Origin of the sequence: Streptomyces sp. NPDC004266, from assembly GCF_042874095.1 — a bacterium.
Classification (GTDB): Bacteria; Actinomycetota; Actinomycetes; order Streptomycetales; family Streptomycetaceae; genus Streptomyces.
Genome location: NZ_JBIAMM010000019.1, coordinates 25,592 through 45,936, shown reverse-complemented (window position 1 = coordinate 45,936; position 20,345 = coordinate 25,592). Strand labels below are relative to the sequence as shown.

Annotated in this window: 21 protein-coding genes; 15 read left to right on the top strand and 6 right to left on the bottom strand. The window is 73.7% G+C overall.

Going from position 1 to position 20,345, the window contains the following annotated elements:
- Positions 1-30: 30 nt before the first annotated feature.
- Positions 31-1,116, bottom strand: coding sequence for a cell division protein ZapE (zapE, locus tag ACFYUZ_RS34110; RefSeq protein WP_389315859.1), 1,086 nt, complete (start codon positions 1,114-1,116; stop codon positions 31-33).
- Positions 1,117-1,152: 36 nt separating this feature from the next.
- Here zapE and ACFYUZ_RS34105 point away from each other — a divergent pair, with 36 nt between their 5' ends.
- The 8 genes from ACFYUZ_RS34105 (at position 1,153) to ACFYUZ_RS34070 (ending at position 8,120) form a co-directional block, all read left to right on the top strand.
- Complete coding sequence (locus tag ACFYUZ_RS34105; protein WP_389315858.1) at positions 1,153-1,944, top strand: pyrimidine reductase family protein; 792 nt, start codon at positions 1,153-1,155, stop codon at positions 1,942-1,944.
- 105 nt (positions 1,945-2,049) lie between these two features.
- The gene (locus tag ACFYUZ_RS34100; RefSeq protein WP_389315856.1) at positions 2,050-2,520 is read left to right on the top strand and encodes an indole-3-glycerol phosphate synthase; all 471 of its coding nucleotides are present in this window, start codon (positions 2,050-2,052) and stop codon (positions 2,518-2,520) included.
- Positions 2,521-2,675: 155 nt separating this feature from the next.
- A complete protein-coding gene (gene murC / locus ACFYUZ_RS34095; RefSeq protein WP_389315854.1) occupies positions 2,676-4,067 on the top strand; it encodes a UDP-N-acetylmuramate--L-alanine ligase in 1,392 nt (463 codons plus the stop codon).
- A gap of 15 nt (positions 4,068-4,082) precedes the next feature.
- Complete coding sequence (gene msrB / locus ACFYUZ_RS34090) at positions 4,083-4,490, top strand: peptide-methionine (R)-S-oxide reductase MsrB (RefSeq protein ID WP_123455983.1); 408 nt, start codon at positions 4,083-4,085, stop codon at positions 4,488-4,490.
- Positions 4,491-4,565: 75 nt separating this feature from the next.
- Positions 4,566-6,350: a YwqJ-related putative deaminase gene (locus ACFYUZ_RS34085; protein ID WP_389315852.1), complete on the top strand. Its 1,785-nt coding sequence runs from the start codon at positions 4,566-4,568 to the stop codon at positions 6,348-6,350.
- Between the two features lie 9 nt (positions 6,351-6,359).
- Entirely contained in the window at positions 6,360-6,833 is a 474-nt protein-coding gene (locus ACFYUZ_RS34080) for an SUKH-3 domain-containing protein (RefSeq protein ID WP_389315850.1), read from the top strand.
- Positions 6,826-7,221 carry a YwqJ-related putative deaminase gene (locus ACFYUZ_RS34075; protein WP_389315849.1) on the top strand — a complete coding sequence of 132 codons (396 nt, stop codon included), beginning with the start codon at positions 6,826-6,828 and terminating at the stop codon, positions 7,219-7,221. Before ACFYUZ_RS34080 ends, ACFYUZ_RS34075 begins: the two co-directional genes overlap by 8 nt.
- Positions 7,218-8,120, top strand: coding sequence for an SUKH-3 domain-containing protein (locus ACFYUZ_RS34070; protein ID WP_389315847.1), 903 nt, complete (start codon positions 7,218-7,220; stop codon positions 8,118-8,120). Before ACFYUZ_RS34075 ends, ACFYUZ_RS34070 begins: the two co-directional genes overlap by 4 nt.
- A gap of 185 nt (positions 8,121-8,305) precedes the next feature.
- On the opposite strand, the gene ACFYUZ_RS34065 is transcribed toward ACFYUZ_RS34070, so the two are convergent.
- Positions 8,306-9,091, bottom strand: a complete 786-nt coding sequence (locus ACFYUZ_RS34065) for an SDR family NAD(P)-dependent oxidoreductase (protein WP_389315845.1) — start codon at positions 9,089-9,091, stop codon at positions 8,306-8,308.
- Between the two features lie 146 nt (positions 9,092-9,237).
- On the opposite strand from ACFYUZ_RS34065, the gene ACFYUZ_RS34060 reads away from it, so the two are divergent.
- Positions 9,238-10,608 carry a hypothetical protein gene (locus ACFYUZ_RS34060; RefSeq protein ID WP_389315843.1) on the top strand — a complete coding sequence of 457 codons (1,371 nt, stop codon included), beginning with the start codon at positions 9,238-9,240 and terminating at the stop codon, positions 10,606-10,608.
- A gap of 62 nt (positions 10,609-10,670) precedes the next feature.
- Positions 10,671-11,141 (top strand): hypothetical protein, encoded by a 471-nt coding sequence (locus ACFYUZ_RS34055; RefSeq protein WP_389315841.1) that lies wholly within the window; start codon positions 10,671-10,673, stop codon positions 11,139-11,141.
- A gap of 184 nt (positions 11,142-11,325) precedes the next feature.
- On the opposite strand, the gene fusA is transcribed toward ACFYUZ_RS34055, so the two are convergent.
- A complete protein-coding gene (gene fusA / locus ACFYUZ_RS34050) occupies positions 11,326-13,335 on the bottom strand; it encodes an elongation factor G (protein ID WP_389315840.1) in 2,010 nt (669 codons plus the stop codon).
- A gap of 272 nt (positions 13,336-13,607) precedes the next feature.
- The gene (locus ACFYUZ_RS34045) at positions 13,608-14,015 is read right to left on the bottom strand and encodes a VOC family protein (protein ID WP_389315838.1); all 408 of its coding nucleotides are present in this window, start codon (positions 14,013-14,015) and stop codon (positions 13,608-13,610) included.
- A 241-nt stretch (positions 14,016-14,256) separates the two neighbouring features.
- Here ACFYUZ_RS34045 and ACFYUZ_RS34040 point away from each other — a divergent pair, with 241 nt between their 5' ends.
- The gene (locus ACFYUZ_RS34040; RefSeq protein WP_389315836.1) at positions 14,257-14,892 is read left to right on the top strand and encodes a nucleoside/nucleotide kinase family protein; all 636 of its coding nucleotides are present in this window, start codon (positions 14,257-14,259) and stop codon (positions 14,890-14,892) included.
- Between the two features lie 72 nt (positions 14,893-14,964).
- Here ACFYUZ_RS34040 and ACFYUZ_RS34035 read toward each other — a convergent pair whose 3' ends face one another.
- Positions 14,965-15,690 (bottom strand): hypothetical protein, encoded by a 726-nt coding sequence (locus ACFYUZ_RS34035; protein ID WP_389315834.1) that lies wholly within the window; start codon positions 15,688-15,690, stop codon positions 14,965-14,967.
- Between the two features lie 96 nt (positions 15,691-15,786).
- Here ACFYUZ_RS34035 and ACFYUZ_RS34030 point away from each other — a divergent pair, with 96 nt between their 5' ends.
- From ACFYUZ_RS34030 to ACFYUZ_RS34015, 4 genes are all read left to right on the top strand, one after another.
- Entirely contained in the window at positions 15,787-16,311 is a 525-nt protein-coding gene (locus ACFYUZ_RS34030) for a tetratricopeptide repeat protein (RefSeq protein WP_389315832.1), read from the top strand.
- Positions 16,312-16,315: 4 nt separating this feature from the next.
- On the top strand, positions 16,316-17,197 hold the full coding sequence (locus tag ACFYUZ_RS34025; RefSeq protein ID WP_389315830.1) for a LysR family transcriptional regulator: 882 nt from the start codon (positions 16,316-16,318) through the stop codon (positions 17,195-17,197).
- Positions 17,198-17,246: 49 nt separating this feature from the next.
- A complete protein-coding gene (locus tag ACFYUZ_RS34020) occupies positions 17,247-18,206 on the top strand; it encodes a hypothetical protein (protein WP_389315828.1) in 960 nt (319 codons plus the stop codon).
- Positions 18,207-18,376: 170 nt separating this feature from the next.
- Positions 18,377-19,456: an aminopeptidase P family protein gene (locus ACFYUZ_RS34015; protein WP_389316014.1), complete on the top strand. Its 1,080-nt coding sequence runs from the start codon at positions 18,377-18,379 to the stop codon at positions 19,454-19,456.
- On the opposite strand, the gene ACFYUZ_RS34010 is transcribed toward ACFYUZ_RS34015, so the two are convergent.
- Complete coding sequence (locus ACFYUZ_RS34010) at positions 19,457-20,314, bottom strand: alpha/beta fold hydrolase (protein WP_389315826.1); 858 nt, start codon at positions 20,312-20,314, stop codon at positions 19,457-19,459.
- Positions 20,315-20,345 lie beyond the last annotated feature (31 nt).

Below are 20,345 nucleotides of genomic sequence, written 5' to 3'. Positions count from 1 at the left end.
GATCCCTTTCGATCGGGTACGGCCCCCAAGCTACTGCGCGACGAGCCCCTTCGCGTCGCGGGCGAGCGCGGTGAGCCGCGAGATCGCCCGGAAGTACTTCTTGCGGTAGCCGCCGTTCAGCATCTCCTCGCTGAACAGCTTGTCGAAGGGGAGACCGGAGGCGAGCACGGGTATCTCGCGGTCGTAGAGCCGGTCGGCGAGGACGACGAGCCGCAGCGCCGTGGACTGGTCCGGGACCGGCTGGACGTCGGTGAGGCAGACGGCGCTGAGCTCGTCCGTGAGGGCGCCGTACCGGCTCGGGTGAACCCTGGACAGGTGTTCGAGCAGATGCGGGAAGTCGTCGAGGGAGGCGCCCGGCGTCGCGTACGCGGTCTGGGTGACGACCTGGTCGGAGTACGGGGACGGGGCCTCGGGCAGGCCGCGGTGGCGGTAGTCCTCGCCGTCGATCCGCAGCGGCCGGAAGTGGGCGGAGAGGCCCTGGATCTCGCGGAGGAAGTCGGCGGCGGCGAAGCGGCCCTCGCCGAGCTTGCCCGGGAGCGTGTTCGAGGTGGCGGCGAGGGCCACGCCCGACTCGACGAGCTTGGCGAGGAGGCTGGAGACGAGGACGGTGTCGCCCGGGTCGTCGAGCTCGAACTCGTCGATGCAGAGGAGACGGTGTCCGCCGAGCGTCTTCACGGTCTGCTGGAAGCCGAGCGCGCCGACCAGGTTGGTCAGCTCGACGAAGGTGCCGAATGCTTTCAGCGCGGGCTCCGCGGGGGTCGCGTGCCACAGCGAGGCGAGCAGATGGGTCTTGCCGACCCCGTACCCGCCGTCCAGGTAGACCCCGCGGGGGCCGCTCGGGGCGGCCGGCCTCCTCGCGAACCAGCGGCGCTTGCCGGCACCGGAGGCGTGCGCTCCGCCGAGGCCCTCGGCGAAGGCGCTCAGGGCCTTGACGGCGTCCGTCTGGCTCGGCTGGTTCGGGTCGGGCAGGTACGTGTCGAAGCGGACGGAGTCGAAGCGCGGCGGCGGCACCATCTCCGCGACGAGGCGGTCGGCGGGGACGTGGGGCTCTCGGGAGCAGAGCGAGAGCGGGGCCGCTTCGGTGGAAGCCGCTTCGGTGAAGGCACGGGTCGACACAGTTCCCCACTGTAAGCGCCGTGCCAGACTGCGAGGATGCGACAGCTCTTCCCTGTGACGGACATGACAGCCCCGGCCGCCTCCGACCAGGGGTGGTCGCCCGCCTCCGATCGCGAGTGGTCGCTCGACGCCCTCGCCGACGCCTACGCGTATCCGGAGGGCGGCGGCACCTGGCTGCGGGCCAACATGGTCTCCTCGCTCGACGGCGCCGGTCAGCACGACGGGCGCTCCCGGCCGCTCTCCTCCGAGACCGACATGCGGATCTTCGGCATCCTGCGCGGGCTCGCCGACGTGGTCGTGGTGGGCGCCGAGACGGTCCGTCTGGAGGGCTACCGCCCGGCCCGGGCGCGGGAGGCCTTCGCGGACCGCCGGGCCGCCGCGGGACAGGGCCCGGCGCCCGTGATCGCCGTGGTCAGCGCCTCCCTCGACCTGGACTTCTCGCTGCCGCTCTTCACCGAGCCGCTGGTGCCGACCGTGGTCCTCACCGGCTCCGGCGCGCCCGCCGACCGGATCCGGGCCGCCCGCGAGGCGGGCGCCGAGGTGCTCTTCGCGGGCGACGGGGCCCGGGTGGTGCCGGCCCGTGCGGTGGCGGTGCTCGCGGAGCGCGGGCTGCGCCGCCAGCTGACCGAGGGCGGGCCCCGGCTGCTCGGCCAGTTCGTGGGGGCGGACGTCCTGGACGAGCTGTGCCTGACGATCTCGCCGACGATGACGGCGGGCGACGCCCAACGGATCGCCGGCGGTCCCTCGGTGGCCGTTCCGACACGCTTCCAGGTGGCTTCCGTGCTGGAGCAGGACGGCTTCCTCTTCACCCGCTACCGTCGGATCTGACAATCGGCGGAATTTGTCGTTCCGCTTAGCGTCGGCTGGGCACACTTACCTCGCAGACCCCGTGCGGGCACGGGGAAGGATGGTTTCCGCAGAAGGGCTCCGGAGTTGTTCACAAGCGTTCTGATGATCGAGAAGCCCCTCACGTCCGTCGACGTGGAATTCGTCACCACCCTGCACGGCGACGAGGGCATGTCCTTCATCGTTCTCATGCAGCCGCGTGGTGACCAGGCCGATGTACTGCTGCGTGCCATCGACGACGTCGCCATGGGCGAGCTCAAGGACGCCGCCCGCGAGGGCGACGAACCGGAGGGCAGAGAGGCCAGGGGCCCCGCCGAGCAGGCCCTGGAGGTCTCGCTCCAGGCCCTGAGGAAGGCCGGCTGCGAAGCGGTCGGCCAGGTCGTCGAGGACCACCCGCTCGACAAGATGAAGGCGGTGGTCGACGAGTCGGGGGCGGACGAGGTGATCGTCCTCACCGCCCCGCACTACGTGGAGGAGTTCTTCCACCGGGACTGGGCCTCCCGGGCCCGCCACAAGGTCGGCGTCCCCGTCCTGAAGCTCTTCGCCCACAGCGAGTAGCGGACGTCCCGTGTCCGCGCCCCGTGCAGGGGGCGCGGACACGGACCCGCCGACCGCCGGAGCCCCGGACGGGAGCCACTAGGCTGGGAGCTTCCAGACGCCCGTCCGTCGCGTGCGCGACGGACGGCCACGAACCACCCCGGGGAGAGATCCGCATGGCACCCGCCATTCCCGCCGCCATGGAACGGCCGCACTTCATCGGCATCGGCGGTGCCGGAATGTCTGGCATCGCGAAGATCCTCGCCCAGCGCGGCGCCAAGGTCGCCGGCAGCGACGCCAAGGAGTCCGCGACCGCCGAGTCGCTGCGCGCCCTCGGTGCCACCGTGCACATCGGCCACGCCGCCGAGCACCTCGCCGACGACGCCTCCGCCGTCGTCGTCTCCAGCGCCATCCGCGCCGACAACCCCGAGCTGGCCCGCGCCGCCGAGCTCGGCATCCCCGTCGTGCACCGCTCCGACGCGCTCGCCTCCCTCATGGACGGCCTGAGCGCGATCGCCGTCGCCGGCACGCACGGCAAGACGACCACCACCTCCATGCTGGCCGTCGCGCTCACCGAGCTCGGCCTCGACCCCTCGTACGCCATCGGCGGCGACCTCGCGGGCCCCGGCACGAACGCCCGGCACGGCTCCGGCGAGGTCTTCGTCGCCGAGGCCGACGAGAGCGACCGCAGCTTCCAGAAGTACGCCCCCGAGGTCGCGATCGTCCTCAACGTCGAGCTGGACCACCACGCGAACTACGCCTCCATGGACGAGATCTACGAGTCCTTCGAGGCCTTCACCGCCAAGATCCGCCCCGGCGGCACCCTGGTCGTCGGCGAGCACGCGGGCGCCCGCGAGCTCGCCCGCCGCGTCGCGGACCGCGAGGGCCTGGACGTCGTCACGGTCGGCGAGTCCGAGGACTCCGACGCCCGCATCCTGAAGATCGTCCCGAACGGGATGAAGAGCGAGGTGACGGTCCTCCTCGACGGCGTCGAGCACACCTTCACCGTCTCCGTCCCCGGCCGCCACTACGCCCACAACGCCGCCGCGGCCCTCGCCGCCGGCGCGCGCGTCGGCATCGACCCCGCCGAGCTGGCCCAGGCCCTCACCGCCTACACCGGCGTCGGCCGCCGCCTCCAGCTCAAGGGCGAGGCCAAGGGCGTCCAGGTCATCGACTCGTACGCGCACCACCCCACCGAGATGACCGCCGACCTGGAGGCCATGCGCGGCGCCGCCGGGTCCTCCCGCCTCCTCGTCGTCTTCCAGCCGCACCTCTTCTCCCGCACCCAGGAGCTGGGCAGGGAGATGGGCGACGCGCTGGCCCTCGCCGACGCCTCCGTCGTCCTCGACGTCTACCCGGCCCGCGAGGACCCGATCCCGGGCGTCACCAGCGAGCTGATCGTCACGGCGGCCCGCGCCGCCGGCGCCGACGTGACCCCGGTCCACGACAAGGACGCGGTCCCCGAGGTCGTCGCGGGAATGGCCGGCCCCGGCGATCTCGTTCTCACGATGGGCGCGGGCGACGTCACGGACCTGGGACCGCTGATCCTCGCCCGCCTGTCGAACTGAGGGAGTGGACGAACGATGGCGTACGAGGTCGAGAAGCCGGACGAGGAGTGGCAGGCGCAGCTGACCCCGGCGGAGTACCAGGTGCTCCGACTGGCCGGCACGGAGCCCGCCTTCCGCGGTGAGTACACCGACACGAAGACGAAGGGCGTCTACTCCTGCCGCGCCTGCGGGGCGGAGCTCTTCACGTCGAACGAGAAGTTCGAGTCGCACTGCGGCTGGCCGTCCTTCTACGACCCGAAGGACAGCGAGGCCGTCGAGCTCGTCGCGGACACCTCCCACGGCATGATCCGCACCGAGGTCCGCTGCGCCCGCTGCGGCTCCCACCTGGGCCACGTCTTCGAGGGCGAGGGCTACCCGACCCCGACGGACCAGCGGTACTGCATCAACTCGATCTCGCTGCGACTGGAGCCCGAGGAGGGCTGACCCCCGGACGCTTCGTCAGCCGCCCCCGTGGTAGGACTGTTACGCATCGCAAACAGCCGACACGGGGGCACGAACATGGCTGTCACGGTTCCGGACTGGGCCGACACCCTTCTCGATCTGATCGGTGTGGCCTGGCCGAACGTCGACGAGGACGCGTACCGGGAGATGGCGGACGCGCTCAGGGAGTTCGCGGACGACCTGGAGGACGACGGTCAGCTCGCGAACAACCACTTCGAGCGCTTGCTGTCCTCGGGCCAGGGCGAGGCGATCGACGCACTCGACGAGCACTGGCAGAAGGTCAAGGGCAAGCACTTCAAGGACATCGCCGGCGCGGCCCGCACGATCGCGGGCGGTCTCGACCTCGCGGCCGGCGCCGTCGAGGGGATGAAGCTCGCGGCGCTCGTACAGCTCGGCTACCTCGCCTCGGAGGCGGGGATCGCGCTCTCGCTGATCCCGGTGACCGGTGGTCTGTCGGCGCTGATCGGCGCGGGGGCGATGCGGGCCACGCAGGAGGTCGTCAAGCGGCTGATCAAGGAGTGCGTGGAGGAGGCCGTCGGGTACGTCGTCTCCGCGCTGACCGAGCCGGCGGTGGCGGCCCTGGAGGGCATGGCGGCGGACCTGGTCGTGCAGCTGGGCGCGATGGCGATCGGCCTGCAGGACGGCGTGGATCTCGACCAGGCCGAGAAGGCCGGGACGGACGGCTTCAAGGACGGCGTGCAGTCGAGCAAGGACGCCCTGCACCTGGCCTCGGCCGGAGGCGGCAGGGGCGGCGGTTCGAAGGGCAGCGGGCTGAAGAACCTGCACATCGAGCACGCCGAGCACGACCACGCCTCCACCCAGCTGAACACCGTGAGCGTGCGCATCCACGGGAAGACGGCGGGCAAACTCACGAAGGCGAAGACCGCGCACGGCCGCACCCGGGGGCGCGACTCGATCGCCGACGCGATCGACCCGGTCGCCGACAAGGCGATGGAGGCCCTGACCAAGGCGGCGAAGTCGATGGGCGACCACGTCGGCCAGACGCTGCCCAAGGTCGTCAAGCAGATCTCCGCCGACCACAAGAACACCGACGACGACCTCCGCGACCGCTTCGCCCGCCAGCGCAAGGGCGACCACGACGACAGCGGCAAGGGCGGCTCGGGCGGCGGTGGCGGCGGTGGCGGCAATCCCCCCGGCGGAAACGGCAACGGCGGCTCCGGGAACAACCCCGGCGGCAACCGCATCACCCCGGCCCCGCCGTGGCACGGCAGCTCCGCCGGCAACATGCGCCACCACCGCACCGACCCGCTCGACGTCAGCCACCTGACTCCCGAGCAGCAGCGCGAGGCCCTGGTCCAGGAGGCCCGGGATCTCGCTGACAAGGCGCGGAGGGCCAACCCGGACGACCCGAACGATCCCAAGCACAAGATCGACCTGGCCAAGACCCACTTCCCGCCCGGCACGAACCTCCTCGACGGCTCGTGCGCCGGGAGCCTGCTGCACGACGGCGTCGTCACCAGTCACTCCAGCGCCACCAAGGGCGCCGGTCAGAAGACCCCCGACCTGCATCCGGCGATGCAGTCGATCTACGACCAGGTCGAGCAGCGGATCCTGGCGGAGGACAGATACCCTGGCGCGGGTCATGGAAAATGCGCCGAGGCGAATCTCGTCTCGGACCGGCTTCGGCACCTGGATCCCGACGGCACCGGAATCACCTCGGTCGACCAGGTCCGCGACGCCATGAAGGGGTCGCAGGTCTACAGCGTGCAGATCGGCGAACAGATCAAGCCCCATCCCCTCGGCCACGGCGAGTACAAGCCGCCGTGCCGGTCCTGCGAGCTCGCCATGGAGATGGCCGGCGTCACGGCGTACACCGGATAAGGAACAGACATGCCGAAGATGAACACCCCGGAAGACGTCGACGCCTGGTTCCGGGAACACGGTTGGTTCCCGGGACGGGACGTCGCCGACACCGTCCCGGCGATGGTCGACGAGATCACGGGGCAGTACCGGGAGACGGGCTTTCCCGTGGAACCCCTCGACGCCGCGACCGCCTTCCTCGCCGAGCACGGCGGACTGCGCCTCACCATCGACGCCGCACGGGAGGACCACCTCTACTTCACCCCGTACCTCGGCTACGGGTCCGCTCCGGCCGACGTCGCCGAGCTGAGCCGCGGTCTCGGCGTGCGGCTCTTCCCGGTCGGGCTCGACGGTTCGGAGGGCTCACCCGTGCTGATGGACGAACGGGGCCGGTTCTTCTACCTGCACCACACCGGCGCCTACTACATGGGTGCCGACAAGTACGAGGCCATGATCGCGCTCGCCCACGCCCCCATGCAGGACGCGGAGGACTACTTTGTCTGACCTGATCCCCGGTACGGCGGCCTCGCTGCTCATCCACGGCACCATCACCAGCCACACCAATCTCACCGGCGACGGAGAGCCGGAACTCCACCCGGCCGTGCGGGAGTTCTTCGAAGGGCTGCCGCCCGCCCTGCGCGAGCCCTTCATCGGCTACTGCGCCGAGTCCGCCCTCGTCTCCGACGAGCTCTTCGGCTTCGACCGGCAGCGCGGCGACGGGCGCACCACCACCCTCGACGAGGCCGTCCCGCACTTCGCGGGCGCGGCGATCGTCGCCCGCAAGATCCGCCCGCACGGCGACCCCGAGCACGGCACCGAGGCCGAGGTGTGCCGCTCGTGCTCGGCGCTCCTCGACCGGCTGGGGATCGCGATCATCCACGACCAGGCATGAGCGACGTACTGACGGAAGCGGGCCGGCGGCCGGCCCGGGACGCGGGGGACCCCGCCATGCTGGCGGTCCTCGTCGTGGCGACCGTCGGCGCGGAACTCTTCCCCGCCGCCGAACGCGCCGTGCGCGAGTTCCACGGCCTGCACGTCCACCCCGCCGCCGACGGCGGTCGGGAGGTCGCCGCCCTCGGCGCCGTCATAGACCCCCGCGAGGCCCGCTACGACGTCCCGGCCCTGAACCGGCTCGCACGTTCCCTCGGCGCCCGCCTCTTCCCCTTCGGCCGTACGGACACGGACGCGCCGCTCGCGGTCGACGAGCACGGCCGGCTCCTCATGCTCGGCCCCGGCGGCCCCTGGCTCCTCGGCGAGACGGTCCACACCGGTCTGGCGGCACTGACCTCCGGGATCGCGCCGGTACGGCTCCGGCCGCCCCGGTGGCGCCTCCCGCTGCCCGGTCACGGGCACGACCTCGGGGCGGCGGTACGGGCCGCGCTCGTCGCCGTCTACGTCCTGCACAGCACGGGCCTGTTCGGCGCCCGCGCGCTGCACCTGAGGGCGACCACCCTGCGGGGGATCGGCGTCGTGGCCGTGGACGAGGTATTCCCGCTGCGCCCGGGTGCGCTGGAGGACAACGCGGAACCGCTCGCCGCCGCGATGGCGGACCGGTGCGCGGCGGAGGGCGTGCGCCCCGGGGCCTGCGAGCTGACCCTCACCGTGTCCGCGCCGCCCGGCACGGAGGGCCCGGTGGCGACGGTCTCCTGCGCCGTGACGGTGGGCGGCGAGACCGAGGGCCCCGGCCTGATCCTGTCGGCCGCCCTGTCCGCCGCGTCCGGCCCCACGGCGAAGGCCCTGGAGGCCTGTGCCCGGGCCCTCGCCGACTGGGCGGGCAGCCCGGCGTCCTGACCGACGCCCCCGCCCACGCCGCCGAGGAGCCCCTGTGCCCCGTCTCGAAGTTCCCGCGGATGTCGACGCCTGGTTCGGCGAGCACGGCTGGTTTCCCGGTCGGAGCGTCGCCGAGCGGGCCTCCGCGTTCGCGGCGGAGGCCGTCGAGGAGAGCCGGAAGTCCGGGTCCGCCCCGGGCGGCGTCCTCAGTGGACGGAGAAGCCGCCGTCCACGAAGAGCGACTGGCCCGTGACGTAGGCGGAGGAGGCGCTCGCCAGGAAGACGGCCGCGCCCGCGAAGTCCTCCGCCAGGCCGTTGCGTCCGACCATCGTGCGCGCGGCCAGGGCGGCGACCCTCTCCGGGTCGGAGGAGAGCCGCTCGTTGAGCGGGGTCATCACGAAGCCGGGGACCAGGGTGTTGGCGGTGACCCCGTACGGCGACCAGGCCTCGGCCTGCGAGCGGGCCAGCGACTCCAGGGCGCCCTTGGACACCCCGTACGCCCCGCTCTGGACGAACGCGCGGTGCGCCTGCTGCGAGGTGACGTGGATGATCCGGCCGAAGCCCCGCTCCGCCATCCCGGGCCCGAAGCGCCGGCCGAGGAGGAACGGCGCCTCCAGGTTCACGGTCATCGTCGTGTCCCACACCTCCTCGCCCACCTCGTCGAAGGGCGGCCGGAGGTTGATGCCGGCCGAGTTCACCAGGACGTCCGGCTCCCCGAAGACGGCCGCGGCCGCCTCCGCCCCGGCCTTGATGCCGTCCCGGGTGCTCAGGTCGGCGCTCACCCAGGCCGCCCGGCAGCCGTCGGCCGTCAGCTCGTCGACGGTCGCGACGAGCTCGGCCTCCTTGCGCGCCAGGACCACCACGCTCGCCCCCGCACGGGCCAGTGCCCCGGCGACGGCCCTGCCGATGCCGGAACTCCCGCCGGTGACGAGGGCGGTGCGCCCTTCGAGGGAGAAGAGCCCGGAGAGGTATCCGCCGGGGGTGGTGCTCATGCTGACGCTCCTCGGGTCGTGCGGTCCCCGCACGGCCGGTGCGGTGAAGGGCGGGTACAGGCATCCTGGCACACGGCCGGACGGCGTTCTGTGTGATGATCTGCTCTTCGTGAGGGGATCCGTCAGGGATCCCGGGGGAGAGAACCATGGGAAAGACAGACGCCAACGGCGTCGACCTGTCCGGCGTCACCGGCAGGCTCATCCAGACCGTCGACCTGGTCAAGGGCCCGGCGCCGCAGGCGATCGCGACCGACACCCGCAACGGGTACGTCTTCGTGCTCCAGATGGAGAGCGGCGGCCAGGAGGACATCGAGCAGGGCAACATGCGGCTCAACCGCATCGACCGCCTGACCGGCAGGGTCATCGACTCGATGCAGCTGAAGGGCTTCGGGCACGGCATCTCGATGGGCGTGGAGCCGCAGGGCACCGAGACCTACATATGGACCGAGGTCGGTCCCCTGTCCCTCAGCAAGAGGGCCGACGGCACCGTCAAGGCCGCCTTCGGCAAGGCCGTCACGCGGTTCCTCTACGAGGAGAACACGATCCTCGACGGGAACTCCCCGACGCTGCGGAAGTTCACGCCGCCCGGCAGCACCGCGGGCACCGGGCCCTCGATCGACCCGGTGAACAACCTCCTGTGCGTCATGTACCACAAGAGTGGCAAGCGCACGTTCACCCGTTACGACCTCGCCGCGGCCGCCGCCGGCGACTGGGTCCCGGTGGGCACCACCTTCGTCATGCGGGACTGCGACGGCCTCCCCTCGACGTGCGTGGACGAGGAGACGACCCCCGCCGTGCCGTCGCCCTACCCCCTGGAGGCCAAGCTCACCTCCCAGGGCTACACCGTCCTCGGAGACGTCCTCTACTGGTACCAGTGGGCGCCGTACGTCTACGACGACGACCCGACGACGCTCCCCGTCGACGGCTTCCCGGGCGTCACCTTCCTCACCTCGTACTCGTGGACCACCGGCGAGCGGTTCGACCGGCAGGTCGTCACCAGCGCCGGCGGCCTCACCCGGCGCGAGCCCGAGGGCGTCGCCATCGAGGTCGACCCCGCGACCGGGGAGAACCGCCTGCTGCTCGGCTTCAGCAACACCGTCCCGGGGACGACCGGTTCGCGTGACGTCACCATCAGCTGGTACCCGACGAAGCCCGCCGTCGACGGCGTCAAGGTCCTCGCGGACTGGGAGGACCTCGCCCTCGAACCCGGCGTCACGCCCGGCACCCAGCCCCCGCGCGGACGCCTGATCGCCCTCGCCGGCACCACCTACCTCCAGTTGCGCGGCACCCTCACCTGCTCGCCCGGCCTCACCGCGGACAGCAAGATCGCGACCCTGCCGCACCGGCTGCGCCCCACCCGCGTGACGCGCGCGAACGTGCCCCGCAACAACAACACCGGACGCTGCGTGTGCCGCGTCGAGGCGAACATCACCGGTGCGCTCTGGGCCTACGGCCCCACCAGCGACAACGCCGTCACCTGGATCGACCTCGACGGCTTCTCCGTCGCCTGGGGATGAGCCCCCGCCCGACCGCAGCCGCGCACCAGTCCGCCCGCCCCACCCGATCCGGAGGATCGCCCATGACCCAGCGCACGACCAGCCGTCGCTCCCTTCTCGCCGCGGCCCTGGCCGCCCCCACCGTCGCCGTCGGCGCCCCGCTGCTCGCCGCCGCTCCCGCCGCCGCCGTCGACCCGGTGGACGGCTGCCAGACCGTCGTCGACTGGACGCCGATCACCCTGGCGACGGGCGTGCAGAACGACCCCCTCTCCCCGGCCGAGGCGCGCGTGATCCGCCTCGCGGGCACGGAGTTCCTCCAGCTGCGCGGCCTGGTCACCTGCTCGTTCACCGCCGACGGCCCGCTCGGCACGCTGGACCCCTCGATCCGCCCGCCCAAGCTGACCCGCGGCGTCTGCCCCCGCAACAACAGCCAGGGCGTCAACGCCCTGCGCATCGAGGCCAACACGGCCGGCACCGTCAACGTCCTCGGCCCCCAGTCGACCAACAAGGTCACCTGGATCCAGCTCGACAGCTTCTCGTCCGTCATGCGCTGACGCGTCCCGGCCCCCGACCCGCGCCACCGGCCGCGGGCCGGGGCACGGACGCCGTCGGCCCGGCCGGCCGGGGAACCCCTCGGCGAGGGCGGGCGGGGCCCGCTCCTCGTCGAGGCGCTCGCCTCACGGCGGACGGCGCTCGGCCGCGTACCGGTCGGCAGGACCGCACGGGCCGAGCCCGGCCTCAGCCCCGAAGGGCCTCGTAACCCGCCGGCCGGGTGGTGAAGGTGCCCCGGCCCTGGGTGCGGCCCCGGAGGCGGGACGCGTAGCCGAAGAGTTCGGCCAGCGGGACCGTCGCCGAGACCACCGCCGTACCGGAACGGGTCGTGGAGTCCGTGACCCGGCCCCGGCGGGCCGCGAGGTCGCCGAGGACCGAGCCGACCGACTCGGCGGGGACGGTGACCGTCACCTCGGCCACCGGTTCGAGCAGGGTCGTCACGCTCGCGCGGAGCGCCTCGCGCAGGGCGAAGCGGCCCGCCGTGCGGAACGCCGTCTCCGAGGAGTCCTTCGGATGCGTGGCGCCGTCCGTGAGCGTGACCCGGACACCCGTCACCGGGTGGCCGCCGAGGGGACCCTCGACGAGGGCGTCCCGGCAGCCGGCCTCGACCGCGCGGACGTACTCCTGCGGGACGCGGCCGCCCGTGACCGTCGACCGGAACGCGAACTCCTCTCCGTCCTCCGCCGGTTCGACGTCGATGACGACGTGGGCGAACTGGCCCGCCCCGCCGTCCTGTTTGACGTGGCGGTACAGCAGACCGGTGACGCCCTTCGTCACCGTCTCCCGGTACGCGACCTGCGGCCGGCCGACCGTGACCTCGATACCCCGGTCGCGCCGCAGCTTCTCCACCGCGACCTCCAGGTGCAGCTCGCCGAGGCCCGACAGGACCGTCTGGCCCGTCTCCGGGTCGGACCGCACCACGAGCGACGGGTCCTCCTCCGTCATCCGGGCGAGGGCCGTCGCGAGCCGGCCCGTGTCCGTGCCGCGGCGGGCCTCCACGGCGACCGAGACCACCGGGTCGGCGGTCGTCGGCGGTTCGAGGACGACCGGCGCGTCCGGGGCGCACAGCGTCGCCCCGGCGCGGACGGACTTCGGCCCGACGACGGCGACGATGTCACCGGCGCGCGCCGTGTCCACCTCCGTCGCCCGGTCGGCCTGGACGCGCAGGACGCGGGCGATCCGTTCCGTACGCCCGGCGGTGGCGTCGAGCACGGTGTCCCCCTTCCCGATCGTGCCCGCGTAGACGCGGAGGTAGGTCAGGCGGCCGGTGGCCGTCGCGTTCACCTTGAACGCCAGCGCGGTGAACGGCGCCTCCGGGTCCGCCGGAACCTCGCCGCGCACCGGCGGCACGTCCGACGGGGCCGGGAGGTACGCGACGACGGCGTCGAGCAGCGGCTCGATGCCCCGGTTGCGGTACGCCGAGCCGCACAGCACGACCACGGCCTCCCCGGAGAGGGTCAGATCGCGCAGGGCGCCCGTGAGGACGTCCTCGGAGAGCGCGTTCCGCTCGCAGAACTCCTCCAGGGCGCGCGGGTGCAGCTCCGCGACCGTCTCCTCCAGCCGCCGCCTGCGGCGTCGTGCCTCGTCCCGGAGCTCGTCGGGGACCGGCAGGTCGGCGTACGCGTCGGCGCCGTCGGCCCACACGTACGCCCGCATCCGGACCAGGTCCACGACGCCCGTGAAGCCGTCCTCGCGCCCGACGGGCAGCTGGACGGGGAGCGGGACGGTGCCCAGGCGGCTGCGGATCGACTCGACCGCGCCGTCGAGCTCCGCGCCCGCGCGGTCCAGCTTGTTGACGAACGCGAGGCGCGGGACGCCGTGCCGGTCGGCCTGGCGCCACACCGTCTCGCTCTGCGGCTCGACGCCCGCGACGGCGTCGAAGACGGCGACGGCGCCGTCGAGGACGCGCAGCGAGCGCTCGACCTCGTCGGAGAAGTCGACGTGACCCGGTGTGTCGATCAGATTGATCCGGTGGCCCGCCCAGTCGCAGCTGACGGCCGCGGCGAAGATCGTGATGCCCCGGTCCCGCTCCTGCGGGTCGAAGTCGGTGACGGTCGTGCCGTCGTGGACCTCGCCGCGCTTGTGGGTGGCGCCGGTCAGGAAGAGGAACCGCTCGGTGACGGTGGTCTTGCCCGCGTCGACGTGCGCGAGGATGCCGAGGTTGCGGACGCTTCGGGTGGTGGTGTCGGTACGCACGGTGTCGTGCCCTTCGCTGCTGCGTGGAGAAAGGGGCAGCGCGATTCCCGTGGCGGGTACGTCGTCAGTACGTCGGTCGGTACGTCGCGTACGGCACGGGTCGGCGGTGGCGGGCGCGCAGCCGCCACCGGCCGGAGCGAGAGGCGAGGATCACGTCGAAGCGGTGCGTGCGCACGGTCGGCTCTCCTCGGTGGACCCTCGCGGAACGGCACACCGGTCGGTGCGCCGTTCCGCGAGTGTAGGGAGCGCCGCCGCGCGGGCGACACCGGTTTTCACCCGGCGGGCTGGAGGAGGTCCCAGCGGTTGCCGTAGAGGTCCTCGAAGACGGCGACCGAGCCGTACGGCTCGTGGCGGGGCTCCTCCAGGAACTTCACCCCGGCGGCCGACATGCGCTCGTGGTCGCCGGCGAAGTCCTCCGTGTGGAGGAAGAAGCCGACCCGGCCGCCCGTCTGGTTGCCGACCGAGGCCTCCTGCTCCTCGTTCTTCGCGCGGGCGAGCAGCAGCCCGGTGTTGCCGAGGCCGCCGACGCCGGCCGCGCCACGCGGACGGACGACGACCCAGCGGCTCCCGTCGCCGCGGTCGGTGTCCTCGACCAGCTCGAAGCCGAGGGCGTCGGTGTAGAAGGCGATGGCCTCGTCGTATTCACGGACGACGAGGGTGACGAGTGCGATGGACGGCATTTCCCCAACGTAATACGCGGAAGGGTAGGAACCCACCCGCGTCGACCCGCGTCGTGGTGGGGGACGACCCTTGCGGGATCGAGGGTCGGAACGAGGGTCCGGGGAGGGTCGCCCCGAGGGTCCCGCCCCCTGTGCTCCGCACCCGCACCCCGCTGCCCGCCGCCGCTGCCGGTGCGGGCCCGGGCCGGGGGACGGGGAGGCGCCGCCGGGGGCGCCGTCCGGCCGGGCGCGTGGTGCGAGAATGCGACGCATGGACGCGGAGGAGTTCGATCGGCTCGTCGCACGCGCGCGGGCGCTCGCCGTGCCCGGGAGGCGGCGGATCCTCGGGCTCGCCGGGCCGCCCGGCGCCGGGAAGTCCACGCTCGCCGCCCGGCTGGTCGCCCGGCTCGACGGGCTCGCCGTGCTCGTCCCGATGGACGGCTTCCATCTGGCCCGGGCCGAGCTGGAGCGGCTCGGGCGGGCCGGCCGGAAGGGCGCGCCGGACACCTTCGACGCCGCCGGGTACACCGCGCTCCTCACCCGGCTCCGCACCCCCGCCCCCGGCACCACCGTCTACGCGCCCGCGTTCGACCGCTCGCTGGAGGAGCCGGTCGCCGGGGCGATCCCCGTCGAGCCCGGGGTCCCGCTCGTCGTCACGGAGGGGAACTACCTGCTGCACGACGAGGGCGCCTGGGCCGGCGTCCTGCCGCTCCTGGACGAGGCCTGGTACCTCGACCTGGACGACCGCAGCCGCGTCCCCCGGCTCGTCGAGCGGCACGTCCGCTTCGGCAAGGACCGGGCACACGCCGAGCGCTGGGTCCACGAATCCGACGAGGCCAACGCCCGCCTGGTGGCCCGCGGCCGGGACCGCGCCCATCTCGTCGTGAGGACGGCCTAGCCGGGCCTCGCGCTCCCGCCCTCGCCGTCCTCCGCGCCGCGGCGGTCCCGAGGGTGCCCCGCCCCCGGGCGCCTAGAGGGCCGACGCGTGCTCCGTCGCCGCCACCGCCAGTGCCCGGACCAGCGGGTGCGGCACGGTGCCGTCGCCCGCCAGTTCCGGCTGGAAGAGGGTCGCCAGGAAGAAGGGGTGCGAGGGGAGCTCGGCGATGCGGATGCCGCCCTCCTCGTCCGCGCCCGTGAAGCGCAGGCCGTGCGCCCGCAGGGTGTCCAGGTGGCGGCTGTCCGGGCCGTAGTCGCAGTGGTAGCGCTCCGTCGTCCGCTCCGCGCCGAGCGCCTTCTCGGCGAGCGAGCCGGGGGTGACCCGTACGGCGCCCTCGTGGCCCACGAGCGAGCAGGCGAGCGGTGCGATCAGCAGGTCGCCGGGATCGGCCGCCGGGTCGTTCTCGGCGTGCGCCGCCCGCTCCAGGCCGCAGACGTCCCGCGCGTACTCGATCAGGGCGTGCTGGAAGCCGGCGCAGGTGCCGAGGAACGGGATGCCGTCCTCGCGGGCCGTACGGATCGCCGCGAGCGCCCCCGCCTCGCTGGCGTACGGGCTGCCCGGCAGCACCCACACCGCGTCGAAGCCCTTCACCGCGCCCGGGGCCTCCGCGTCGACCGTCGGGATCCAGTACGCGTCGAGCGCGAGCCCGTCCCGCTCGGCGAGGGCGTCCAGGAGGACCGGGACGCGGACGTGCGAGCGGACGTGCGGGGAGCGGTCGCCGACCAGGGCGATCCGGGGGGTGTGCGTGTTCGTGTTCATGGCCACCATGCTGGGCGGACCCCCTCGTTCACGTCCAACGATGATTCCTGCACCTGTCATCACGAACGCTTATGACCCTCCGGTTAGGGTGGCCGCATGACGAACGATCAGGACTGGGAGACCCGCGTCGCCGCGCTCTGGGAGCGCCTCGACGACCACGAGCCCGCCGACTTCCGCGCCCGCGTCGCCGAACTCGCCGCCGAACGGCCCGCCGACGACCCGGCCGCCGTCTTCGAGCAGGGCGCCGCCCACGACTCCACCGGCATGCCCGAGGAAGCCGTCGCCCACTACGAGCGGGCCCTCGGCCTCGGCCTCACCGGACTGCGCCGCCGACGGGCCGTCATCCAGCTCGCCAGCAGCCTGCGCAACCTCGGCCGCCCCGACCGCAGCGTCGAACTCCTCACCGCCGAGCGCGCCCTCCCCGCCGACCGGCTCGACGCCGACGAGCGGGCCCTCTCCGGCGCCGTCGACGCCTTCCTCGCCCTCGCCCTCGCCGACACCGGCCGCGACCGCGAGGCCGCCTCCCTCGCCCTCGGCGCCCTCGCGCCCCTGCTGCCCCGCTACAACCGCTCCCTCGCGCACTACGCCAAGGACCTGCTCAAGACCCCCTTCGGGTCCTGAGCCCATGGACCCGCACCTCCTCCGCACGTACGTCACCGTCGCCCGCCGCGCCTCCTTCTCCGAGGCGGCGCGCGACCTCGGCTACACCCAGTCCGCCGTCTCCCAGCACATCGCCGCCCTGGAGGCCGACCTCGGGCTGCCCCTGCTCACCCGGCGGCCCGTCGCCCCCACCCCGGCCGGGGAGCGGCTCCTCGAACACGCCGGGGCGCTGCTGCTCCGCCTCGACGCGGCCCGCGCCGACCTCGACCGGTTCACCGCCGCGCCCCGCGCGACCCTGGACGTCGCGGCCTCCCCGCTCGCCCTCACCGCCCGCGTCCTCGCCGCCCTGCCCGCCACCGGGGTCACCCTGCGCGCCCTGTCCCGCGAGCGGGTGCCCGTCGCCGTCGCCACCGGCGAGGCCGACGCCGGGCTCGTCGACGGCGTCGCCGCCCCCAGCGACCCGCTGCGGCTGCCCGACGTCGCCCCGCTCGCCGCGACCGGCGTCGCCGAGGAACCGGTCGCCGTCGTCCTGCCCGGCCGGCACCCCCTCGCCGGACGCACCGGACTCCGCCTCGACGACCTCGTCGACGCCCGCTGGCTGGACGCCCCCGCCGCCGGCATCCCCCTCGACCGGCTGCGGGCCGTCCACGGCGGCCCCGCCGGGCGCGGCTTCCGCACCGCCCTGCGCTACGAGGGCACCGACACCCGCGTCCTCACCGCCCTGGCCGCCGCCGGGCACGGGCTCGCCCTGCTGCCGCTGTCCGCGACGGAGGGCGCCTCCGGCGCGGCCGCCGTCCCCCTGGTCGCGCCCCGGCTCGTCCACCGCGTCGAACTCCTCCTGCCGGCGGGCGCCCACGGCGAACCGTCCGGGCCCGTGGCCGAGTTCAGGGGACGGCTGAAGAGCTGACACCCGCAGTCGCTACGCTGGACGCAACGGCGACGGAAGGCGGACGGGCGTGGGGTGGCTGCGACGAGTACCCAGGCGGGACGGCGACGACGCACCGAGGGATCCCGAGTTCGCGTACTTCTCCCAGCGCGAGGCCGCCCTCTTCCGCGGCCGGGTCCGCCAGACCTTCGCCGAGCTCGGTCTGGAGGTCATCGTCTACGCCGACCACGTCGTCGACGACAAGGGCCGCCGTTTCGGCCTCGGCAACCTCGCCGCCGTCTGCCACCAGGACCGGCGCGGCCCCCGCGTCTGGCCCGACATGATCGACCGTCACATCGGGCTCGTCGTCCGCGCCATGGACGGCCCCTCCGCGCTCGACACCCTGCCGCCCGAGCAGATCCGCGCCCAGCTCTACCCCCGGATCGTCAGCGGGGACGGCATCGACGCCGGTGCCTTCGGCTACGCCAGGACCGTCGCCCCCGGCCTCTACGAGGTCCTCGCCCTCGACCTGCCCGAGAGCGTCATGATGCTCACCGACGAGGCGCTCGAACGGCTCGGGGACCACGCGCAGCTGCGCGACCGGGCCCTGCGCAACCTGCGCGGACTGCCCGTCGAGGAGCACGAGACCGTCCGCGACGCCGACGGCATGTGCTTCGAGATCATCCTCGGCGACTCCTTCTACACGGCGAGCCGCGTCCTCGACCTCGACGGCGTCGTCCAGCGGGTCACCGGCCTCCCGCTCGGCGAGCACGGCGCCCTCGTCGCCCTGCCCTTCCGGCACCAGCTCGCCTTCCACCCCATCCGGGACACCTCGATCATCCCGGCCCTCGGCGCGATGGCCTCCTTCGCCGCCTCCGGGTACGAGGACGTGCCGGGCGCCATCAGTCCGTACGTCTTCTGGTGGCGGGGCGGCACGCTCACCCAGCTCAGCGAGCACGACGAGGAGCGGGGCGACCTGCGGATCGTCGTCGGCGACGACTTCCACGAGCTCCTGGAACGGCTCATCGCCCAGGGCCCCGACCGCCGCTGATCCGGTCGCGGCCCGCGCCCCCGCCCGGCAGGATGCTGTACGAGCCATCGGACGAGGACGTCGAGGAGAAGCCCACCATGCCGAGCACCCACGCCACCGAAGGGGCCGCAGCCGGACGGACCGCGCCCGAAGAGGTCGTGCCCTTCACCGCGGACGACTACCGGGCCCGGATGGCCCGTGCCGTCGAGTCCGCCGCCGACGCCGGACTCGCGGGCGTGCTCGTCGCCCCCGGGCCCGACCTGGTGTACCTCACCGGCTACCAGCCCACCGCGATCACCGAGCGGCTCACCGTCCTCGTCCTCGCCGTCGGCCAGGAACCGGTCCTCGTCGTCCCGACCCTGGAGGCCCCCGACGCCGAGAAGGCCGCCGGGGCCGCCGCGCTCACCCTGCGCGACTGGACCGACGGCAAGGACCCGTACGCCGTCACCGCCCCGCTCCTCGACGTCGACGGCCGCTTCGGCGTCAGCGACAACGCCTGGGCCATGCACCTCCTAGGCCTCCAGCAGGCCCTGCCCGGCACCTCGTACGTCTCCCTCACCGAGGCCCTGCCGATGCTCCGGGGCGTCAAGGACGCCCACGAGCTGGCCCGGATCGCGGCCGCCGGGGCCGCCGCCGACCAGGCGTACGGCGAGATCCTCAAGGTCCGGTTCGCGGGCCGCAAGGAGACCGACGTCGCCGCCGACCTCGCCCGGCTCCTCATGGAGTCCGGCCACTCGCAGGTCGACTTCACCGTCGTCGGCTCCGGCCCCAACGGCGCCAACCCGCACCACGAGGCCGGTGACCGGGTCATCGAGCGCGGCGACATGGTCGTCCTCGACTTCGGCGGCCTCAAGCACGGCTACGGCTCGGACACCACCCGCACCGTCCACGTCGGCGAGCCCACCGACGAGGAGCGCCGCGTCCACGACCTCGTCCGCGAGGCCCAGCAGGCCGGCTTCGAGGCGGTACGCCCCGGGGTCGCCTGCCAGGAGGTCGACCGGGCGGCCCGCAAGGTCATCACGGACGCCGGCTACGGCGAGTACTTCATCCACCGCACCGGCCACGGCATCGGCGTCACCACCCACGAGCCGCCGTACATGATCGAGGGCGAGGAGCTGCCCATCGTCCCCGGCATGTGCTTCTCCGTCGAACCGGGCGTCTACCTCCCGGGCCGCTTCGGCGTCCGCATCGAGGACATCGTCACGGCGACGGAGGACGGCGGGGGCCGCCGCTTCAACAACACCCCGCACGAGATGGCCATCGTCGACTGACTAGCGCCCCCGGGACACCAGCGCGGCGATCCGCTCCGGGAACTCCTCCACCACCAGGTGACCCGCGTCCGGTACGACCCCGAGCTCCGCGCCCTCGCCCAGGCGGGCGCGGACCGCGGGCCGAAGCCGCTCCGGCGGAAGGAACACGTCGTGCTCCCCGGTCACGGCCGTGACCGGCACCTTCCGGGCGCCCGGCTCCGCGAGCCCGGGCGCCCCGCTGGACCGGGCGTGCCGGGCCACGAGCGTCATCCACTCCACCAGCTCCGCCCGGGGCTCATGACCGGGCGCCAGCATCGTGCGCAGCAGCCGGGCGCTGCGGGCGGGCGCGGGCCGCAGGAACCAGGCGGCCGAGGCGGCGAGCAGCGCGGGCGGAAGGCGCAGTGAGGACAGGCCGCCGGGGGAGACCAGGACCAGGCGCTCGACGGGCGCCGAGGAGGCGGACAGGGCGATCGCCGCGCCGAACGAGTGCCCGAGGACGGTGACGGGCCGCCGCCCGCAGGTCTCCGCCACGGCCTCGTCCAGCCAGGCCCCGTACCAGCCCAACCTGCCCTTGGCGAGGCCGCGTTCGCCGGAACTCAGGCCCGGCTGGCCGGGCACGTCGAGCAGGACGACCCGGTGGCCGGCCGCCAGCAGGGCGTCGGCCAGGGGCAGGGACGCGGCGGCGTTGAAGTTCGTGCCGGGGACGAGGACGACCGTCGTCCCGGACGGGCCGGCGGTGCCCGCGGTCACCGCGTGCGTCGCGGCGCCTCCCGCGCTGAAGACGTCCCGCTCGTGCGGCACCCGCCAGGCGTCGAGCCGGCCGAGGCACCAGCCCCATATCTGCTCCCGGCCCGCCTGGGTGCGGTAGATGGTGGTCACGGGCAGAGTATCCACCCACCGGGGACGGGCG

What these genes read in the sequence shown, in the direction of transcription:
- ACFYUZ_RS34105 (WP_389315858.1), top strand. Translation starts at nt 1,153, where the DNA reads ATGCGACAGCTCTTCCCTGTGACGGACATGACAGCCCCGGCCGCCTCC.
- murC (WP_389315854.1), top strand. Translation starts at nt 2,676, where the DNA reads ATGGCACCCGCCATTCCCGCCGCCATGGAACGGCCGCACTTCATCGGC.
- msrB (WP_123455983.1), top strand. Translation starts at nt 4,083, where the DNA reads ATGGCGTACGAGGTCGAGAAGCCGGACGAGGAGTGGCAGGCGCAGCTG.
- ACFYUZ_RS34085 (WP_389315852.1), top strand. Translation starts at nt 4,566, where the DNA reads ATGGCTGTCACGGTTCCGGACTGGGCCGACACCCTTCTCGATCTGATC.
- ACFYUZ_RS34080 (WP_389315850.1), top strand. Translation starts at nt 6,360, where the DNA reads ATGCCGAAGATGAACACCCCGGAAGACGTCGACGCCTGGTTCCGGGAA.
- ACFYUZ_RS34070 (WP_389315847.1), top strand. Translation starts at nt 7,218, where the DNA reads ATGAGCGACGTACTGACGGAAGCGGGCCGGCGGCCGGCCCGGGACGCG.
- ACFYUZ_RS34065 (WP_389315845.1), bottom strand. Translation starts at nt 9,091, where the DNA reads ATGAGCACCACCCCCGGCGGATACCTCTCCGGGCTCTTCTCCCTCGAA.
- ACFYUZ_RS34060 (WP_389315843.1), top strand. Translation starts at nt 9,238, where the DNA reads ATGGGAAAGACAGACGCCAACGGCGTCGACCTGTCCGGCGTCACCGGC.
- ACFYUZ_RS34055 (WP_389315841.1), top strand. Translation starts at nt 10,671, where the DNA reads ATGACCCAGCGCACGACCAGCCGTCGCTCCCTTCTCGCCGCGGCCCTG.
- ACFYUZ_RS34045 (WP_389315838.1), bottom strand. Translation starts at nt 14,015, where the DNA reads ATGCCGTCCATCGCACTCGTCACCCTCGTCGTCCGTGAATACGACGAG.
- ACFYUZ_RS34040 (WP_389315836.1), top strand. Translation starts at nt 14,257, where the DNA reads ATGCGACGCATGGACGCGGAGGAGTTCGATCGGCTCGTCGCACGCGCG.
- ACFYUZ_RS34035 (WP_389315834.1), bottom strand. Translation starts at nt 15,690, where the DNA reads ATGAACACGAACACGCACACCCCCCGGATCGCCCTGGTCGGCGACCGC.
- ACFYUZ_RS34030 (WP_389315832.1), top strand. Translation starts at nt 15,787, where the DNA reads ATGACGAACGATCAGGACTGGGAGACCCGCGTCGCCGCGCTCTGGGAG.
- ACFYUZ_RS34025 (WP_389315830.1), top strand. Translation starts at nt 16,316, where the DNA reads ATGGACCCGCACCTCCTCCGCACGTACGTCACCGTCGCCCGCCGCGCC.
- ACFYUZ_RS34015 (WP_389316014.1), top strand. Translation starts at nt 18,377, where the DNA reads ATGGCCCGTGCCGTCGAGTCCGCCGCCGACGCCGGACTCGCGGGCGTG.